General features: G+C 45.0%; 7 protein-coding genes. 2 read left to right on the forward strand and 5 right to left on the reverse strand.

Annotated elements, in window-relative coordinates:
- Positions 1-204 precede the first annotated feature (204 nt).
- Together QXE01_03865 and QXE01_03870 are read right to left on the reverse strand one after the other, a co-directional pair.
- On the reverse strand, positions 205-1,359 hold the full coding sequence (locus QXE01_03865) for a PLP-dependent aminotransferase family protein (protein ID MEM4970371.1): 1,155 nt from the start codon (positions 1,357-1,359) through the stop codon (positions 205-207).
- An 81-nt stretch (positions 1,360-1,440) separates the two neighbouring features.
- The gene (locus tag QXE01_03870; protein ID MEM4970372.1) at positions 1,441-1,572 is read right to left on the reverse strand and encodes a hypothetical protein; all 132 of its coding nucleotides are present in this window, start codon (positions 1,570-1,572) and stop codon (positions 1,441-1,443) included.
- Between the two features lie 275 nt (positions 1,573-1,847).
- Between QXE01_03870 and QXE01_03875 the strand changes: the two genes are divergently transcribed.
- The gene (locus QXE01_03875) at positions 1,848-2,423 is read left to right on the forward strand and encodes a hypothetical protein (GenBank protein ID MEM4970373.1); all 576 of its coding nucleotides are present in this window, start codon (positions 1,848-1,850) and stop codon (positions 2,421-2,423) included.
- On the opposite strand, the gene QXE01_03880 is transcribed toward QXE01_03875, so the two are convergent.
- On the reverse strand, positions 2,391-3,122 hold the full coding sequence (locus tag QXE01_03880) for a 7-cyano-7-deazaguanine synthase (protein MEM4970374.1): 732 nt from the start codon (positions 3,120-3,122) through the stop codon (positions 2,391-2,393). The genes QXE01_03875 and QXE01_03880 overlap by 33 nt on opposite strands.
- 395 nt (positions 3,123-3,517) lie before the next feature.
- On the opposite strand from QXE01_03880, the gene QXE01_03885 reads away from it, so the two are divergent.
- A complete protein-coding gene (locus tag QXE01_03885; protein ID MEM4970375.1) occupies positions 3,518-4,525 on the forward strand; it encodes an ATP-binding protein in 1,008 nt (335 codons plus the stop codon).
- Between the two features lie 33 nt (positions 4,526-4,558).
- Here the strand turns inward: QXE01_03885 and QXE01_03890 are convergent, their stop codons facing one another.
- Positions 4,559-6,601, reverse strand: a complete 2,043-nt coding sequence (locus QXE01_03890) for a hypothetical protein (GenBank protein ID MEM4970376.1) — start codon at positions 6,599-6,601, stop codon at positions 4,559-4,561.
- On the reverse strand, positions 6,577-7,012 hold a 436-nt coding region (locus QXE01_03895), incomplete at its 5' end, for a hypothetical protein (protein ID MEM4970377.1). The genes QXE01_03895 and QXE01_03890, both read right to left, overlap by 25 nt.

Raw genomic sequence — 7,012 nt, forward strand, 5'->3', positions numbered from 1 at the left:
CAGAACTAAAAAACCTAGTAATAACGAGGGGAAAACAAACAACATATGCCCAACAAAGCCAAGGATCACAATATCGAAGACAACAAAAATAAAAACAAGCTATTTGATGATCTACTATAGAATTGAAAGGCGTTCATGTTCATATAGTCTCCTCACGCTTTAGGGTGGGTAGGAGGTCAGGCTTGTCTCGGTGGTGGTTGTATTTTAGGATTTCAGGGATAATGATAATCTCTTTATCCCCTCTACTATCTTTTCCTTAGGTTGTGTGCTCATGCTTATCCTTGCAGCATCTGGGAGCTTCTTCTCTATATAGAAGTCCTTTGCTGGCACATATATTATTCCAGATGCTATGGCTTTTGGAAGGTGTTTCTCAGCATCTACCCCTAGTCTAACTATTGTGAAGAATCCGCATTCAGCCTTGGTATATGATCCTGGCATGTGTTCTTCGAGGGATTCTAGAAGTACATCCATCTTCTCCTTATAATGCTTTCTCAGCCTTGGCATGAGGCTTCTTACAAGCCCTTTTCTAAGGGCTTTAGCTACTAGTAGCTGTATAGGTGTTGATGTTGAGAAGTCATGCTGCTCGAGCTTTGAGAGCTCTTCTGCAGCATCTCTTGGGAGGATTACAAATCCTATTCTAAGCCCCGGTGCTAGTACCTTGCTCATAGAGCCTACATATATAACCCTGCCCCCCTTATCCATGCTTTTAAGGCTTGGTGGTGGGTTCGGTGCTATTGGTCTATAGGGATCGTCCTCGAGGATCAATAGATCGTATTTCTCAGCTATCTCAAGCAGATGCTTCCTTCTATCTATGCTCATAACATATCCACATGGGTTATGGCATGTTGGTATAACATATATAAGCTTGGGCCTGAGACCCCTTCTAAGAAGATCCTCAAGTCTAGATGTATCCATACCCTTTTCATCAATCGGTATCCCCACCAGCCTAGCTCCCTGGAACCTCATGGGATCTATAGCTTCCCAGAATGTGGGATCCTCGGTGACCGCTATATCGCCTGGTTCTAGCAATAGCTGGCTGAGGAGTTTGATCCCGTGTTGCGCTCCAGATACAACTACGAGATCATCGTTCTCCCCGATACCTATACCTAGATCCAGGGAGACATAGGATCTAAGCTCCCTAACAAGCTCCGGAACCCCTCCAGCACCTGGGTATAGAAAGCACTTTGCACCATAATCCCTAACCACCTCCTCGAAAAGCTCTGCCAACTCATTCACAGGGATAACAGATGGGTCTGGAGATCCGCTGGCAAGATTTATAACACCTGATAAATCCCTAGCTGTTCTCGAGGCAAGCTCTACTGGAGACCAGTCCAGCCTCCGGAAAGCCTGGGCACCCATGGACATTTATTTACAAGGATATATAAGGCTTACATCTATGTGTACTACTTTGTAGGGAAGATAGTGATGCTCTCCATACCTCTACCGTTTCTCCCTAGATGTCATTCCAATCATTCTATATAGGTTCTTGGTCACATCTAGGGAGTTCCACCTCGCCCATAGGGATCTAGGTATCCCTATGGGTTCATGGGTGGCTGTCGAGCCGAACGGCATGGGGCTCCCATCTAGGTCTAGCCAGTTAGGGCTTGGAGCAGCGCTCCCATCACCCAGACGGACTCCAAATATTATTGTCTATCAATCTATATTAAACTTCTCCTCTAAACATCAAAAAGATCGCAGCCCTACCTGTGGAAGTCGAGTCTCAACTCCTTATGGTAGGAGTATAGTGGCTTGAAGACTTCATCCTTATCTTGTAACCTTGCTAAAAGGTGCTGGGATTTCCACATATCTAGAACCTAGGGTTTGTTAAGGGGGTCTTCCTTTAAATTGTGGATATGGCTGAGTATATAGATACGGTGGATGTTTTGAGCTCAGATGCTCAGGCGTTACAGGGGGCAGCGGCTTCACAGCCTCCTGTGGGGGGTAGTGGTGGAGGGGCTAGTGGTTCTCAGGGTAATGTTCTTCCTATGGATAGCTCTATCGAGGTTCTGGATTTCTCGAGGGTTTTTGAGAATATTGCTAGGGAGATCAAGGCTGTGGGTGATAGGCTTGGTAATCTGGAGGCGTTTGTGGAGAGCTATAGAGGTAATGATCTGCCCTCTATCAAGCAGAGTATAGAGGAGGTTAGGAAGGGTTTGCAGGCTGTTTTGGAGGATCTTGTTAATGTTAGGAGGGAGGCTTCTATAGCGAGGCTTATAGGTATTGTGGGTCTTTGGAAGCAGCCCCTCTGTGCTAATAATAGGGAGGGTATCTGCATGGCTTGGAGGCTTAATAGCGATGGTGAGTTCAGATCCATATATGGGGATCAATCGATAGCTGAGGTAGACGGTGTTAAAAGGGTGAGGGTCTCTATAGCTTATCACCTATGCGGCCTATGCCCCCTTTTCAGGCCTAGACATGGGTAGTTGGAGGATTTTTCTCGCAGCCTCTAAAGCCCTTTCCCTCTCAACACATCCTCTACATCTTCCACAAGGCTTGTCCAGGTTATCGTAGCAGCTCCAGCTCTTATCAATGGGGGCTCCTATGGAGATTCCGAGGATAGCTATCTCAACCTTATCTAATATAGAGAGGGGCATACATATCCTGAGCCCAGGGATATATGTTGAGAGTATATCAGAAACCCTCGATATAAACTCCTCAGAGGCATCTGGGAGCACGGAGCTATCCCCCTTATTATGGGCTGTAGCGATAACCCTAGCCCCGTAGATCTCAGCTATATATGCTGCATATCCGAGGAAGATAACGTTTCTAGCTGGGATATAATAAGGCTCCCTCCTAATATAGCCTCTATACCCCTCACCAACTATCTCCACATACTCCTTAAGATCTGGTGCCTCGAGCTCGTGGAAAGCCACTACATTCTTAATCTCAGAGACAATATCTCTAAGAGCCATCCTCTCCCTAGGAGCCCTACTCCTAGTATTTATCGTAACAACAACAATTCTATATCCCATTAAATCCAAGAGCTTCAGAAGAACAGCAGAATCGAGACCACCAGAGGCAAGAACAACAACCATGCCCATGGGATCGGTGTTGAAGCAACCCTCAATATATCTCCTAACCCTCCTCTCAATATCACCAACAAGCTCCACCCTATACCTCAAACCAAATAACCTCCACCTATATTCCTCATTATAGCCACCATATCTATCCATACTCTATGTAGGGAAAAGATAGGGTCATCATCTATAAAGATCCTATCTCTCTTTATAGCTTATTCCTAAGCAATAGTTAAAAATTTAAGTCCAAACTTTATATAAATCTATGGGGGCGGCGCGGACGGGAGAACCCCCGTGACCGGGGTTCGAATCCCCGCCCGGCTACCACTATCCATACCCTATGAAGCTCATGGTTATTATTATAACCGTGTTTAATCTCCCTACTATTATCAATATATATTTATTATAATTCCGATGATTGAGAAGCAAGATTATATCTAGAAAGATATATAGCTAAGTAAATTCCACTATATAAGGAGGCTTAAGGTGAAGCTATCTATATGAAGAGGATGAGGCTGAGGTTTGTGGGCAATATAGAGGTTGATTTTGTGGATAGAGAGCAAGCTTTGAAAAGGGTTGAGGATTGGGCTGAAAGGGGTACTAGGTTGGTTCAAGTTGTGTTCGGGCCGGAGGGTTGTGGCAAGTCGGCATGGCTTAAGCAGAGCGCTGAACTATTGAAAGAGCTTGGTTTTGATGTTATATATGTTGATCCTCTTCGTAGGGATTTTATAGTATATACCGATTTGAGGGAGGTTGTTAAGGATCTTGCTGAGGCAGCAGCGGATATCATTGGTAGGGCTGAGGTGAGGCTTGCAACGCTAGCTATAGATCTTGTTAAATATGCTTTGAAAAGAGGTAGGAAGAAAATAGCTGTGCTGGTGGATGATGCATTCCAAGCCATTGGATTAGATAGAGCAGCAACATATGTAAAGGGTTTGCTTGGATTAATAGAATATCCACCAGCAGACTACGAGAGAATAGTAACAGTTGTAGCAACAAGCGAGGGGGTTTCTAAGAGAGAAATTGGTAGGCATTACTGGGCTGATCTAAGGCCTATATGGAATATGCCTATAGAAGGGTTCAGAGAACTCTATAATCAGCTTCCTGGTGATAAACCTAATTTTGAGGAGGTTTGGAGGCTCACAGGTGGGAATCCCAGGATTTTATCGGATCTCTATCAGAAGGGTTGGAGAGTTGAGGAGCTGGTTAACGAGATAATCTATAAAAAAGGGGTTGGAGAGTTTATATCATCACTGGATAAGGATAAGCTTGAAGTGCTGGCTAAAGCGGTTGAGGATCCAGATGTTCTTCTAAGTAAGGAGGGGATCAACTTGTTGGATAAGCTGGTAGAGCTAAATCTAGTAGTAGATATACCTCCTAAAAGGGAGCCCTGGTTCTGGATCGATGCTCCACCCGCAGAGAAGGATCTAGAGCTGGGGATCGGGAGAGATGTTGCCTGGCAAACACCACTGCATAGAGAGGCAGTGAGAAGAGCCTTCGAGGAATAGATGCTAATACATAATATATAGAGCTGAGAGGAGTTAGGAGGCTTTTAGCTGTAAGGTTATCGGGTAGTATGCACATACCCCCTGTGATGGGCAGATCTCTAGTAGGAGGTTCAAAGTTACTGTCTGTCCAGGCGATGTGTAGTAGCCTGATGCCGTTATCGAGCTATAGCCGTTGGTAACTAGGTTTACAGGGCTTGTTGTGATTTGAAGCGGGGATCCCCCTGCTATTGCTATTGGTGATGATGTTGTTGCTCCTCGGAGGTATATATATAGATATAGGGTTGTTGATGGGGTTATAGATGCTAGGATAAGCCTTGCCTGTAGAGCCTGTGATGCATAGATCCTTAGGAGGGTTGTGCTGGAGTTATAGCTATTCGAGGGTGATATATAGGCTGTGATCGAGGCGCTCGTGTAGGAGGATCCGAGTGAGATGGTCATATCCTGCGTAGCTATTGAATAGCTATCCCCACCCAGGATAGCATCGCCACTAGGCACAGAATAGTTGATGCATAGAGAGCCATCAGGGTATCTAGCCCTTATACTACCATCGAAACCAGTCCCCACCACTATATCGCCCACAACGCTCAGCTGTAGAGAAGCAGACGATGAAGAGCCTGTGGAGACAAGGCTCCCAAGGTTATCATAGATATCCACGTACATCCCAGCCCGGAGACCCGAGAACAATATATACCTAGGATCAGTCAGCGACACTATGAAATCATCGAAATAAACAATACCAGGCCCATCTACATCAACACCGATATATGATGGCTGGAAAAACCTAGCACCGGTGATAGTTGCAGATACAGTGGCAACCAAGTTACCATTTACATCGTAAGCATATGCCGTAATTGATATTCTGTTACCAGTAAGTATAGTGTAGCTAGCCACAATCGTGTACCAGCTATTACTGCTATAGCTAGTGATAGGTACACTATTCTCCTCATTCCAGATACAGAAACATATAAATAGAAAACATATACATGTATAACTCCGAATATATAGCCTGCCATCATAGATAGAGATTTCATATAGTTCAGGGGGTGGTGAAAGCTTTATAAGGGCTATCCCTCTATATGTTTCTCCACCAGATGCAAGCCTTGTTTTAACCGATACCCAGAGGGATGTATAGGTGGAAATAGACGCGCTCCAATAGTACTGAGAAGCACCCCCTATACCTGCACCATTATCTATCCCCCGGAGGGCGTTTCCCTTATACCCTGCACTAGATGCTATGCTCCAGCTACCCCCGTTGCTTGTGAAGCCGCTTGGGAAGCTCTCGAAATCCGTGTATGTTAGTGCTCCCCTGGACGTTCTTGTGATCTGTGTGCATGTATAGCTATACTGAGACGTTGAGAATGTAGCTGGGGGAGCTGTGGGGATTATATTTATTCTAGCAGGCTCGTAGCTATATACGCCTGCAGTTGCCTGGATTGCTATGTATGATATTGCTAGAAATAATATTATTGCTCCAAGGGTTTTTCTCCACCTAGTTTTCATCGTATCCACTATGTGTTTAGCTATACTCAATACCCTATAGCCTAGGGCCTCTAGAACTGCTATAGCTGATAGTGCTAGTGAGATGGCTATCAATATAGCTGGTATCGGTGATGTTCCAAGTATATATGCATATGTTCTGCCAACATATTCCTCTGGAAATACTATGATCCCAGCGGTTGTCGAGATCCTCTGGCTTATCCTAAGTATATTCCCTGATACATTGTCTATCAACTCGATAACCCCTCTCAAAATGCCGAGGGATGTTGTGAGGCTCAGCGATGCCCCTAGGAGAACCCCTTCTCTAAGCCTTCTAAATCTAAGCGAGTAGAGAGAGGCTATAGCACCTGTTGCAGATGAGGTGAGAATGGGTATAGATGCTATGGGGATCCTATCTAGTACTCCTGATCTATATTGCTCTCCGAAGTAAACAATGCTATATGAGGTTATCCCTATATACCCATCCACAGGGCCTTTAAAGATTATCAAGGGAGATAGACATATGTAGATCATCAGGATCGATGAGATGATGATCGAAACAATCGATGCAAAGACTATCTTATCTGCCTCCTCTCCCAATACTCAACACCCATAGCCCTATACTTTATATCAACATATACATAGCTGGCATTGGGGGCCTCTACAAACACAGATCCTTTACCTGGAACCTCTACCTCGGTGCTTCTATAGCTCCACAGCTCGCCGGATTTGTAGGCATATAGATATGTTATATTCACATATAGTGGGAAGCAGTTTTTATTGGAAATCTCGACACCGCTTCCATTGATAGCTATGCTGGGGGGCGATCCGAATACCCTCCATATATAGGATCCCCTGAGAAACCCCAGCCTGGATAGGTTGGCCTCGACAGATACCTCGATATAGCCTCCCCCTATATATGCCTTGGAGAGGAGTGTGGGATCTAGTATAAGGTCGATCCTAGATGGGTAGATGCTGGCATTGGCTGGAGAGCCATTAACATATACCCTT

Source organism: Sulfolobales archaeon (assembly GCA_038897115.1).
In the GTDB taxonomy this organism is placed as follows: domain Archaea; phylum Thermoproteota; class Thermoprotei_A; order Sulfolobales; family AG1; genus AG1.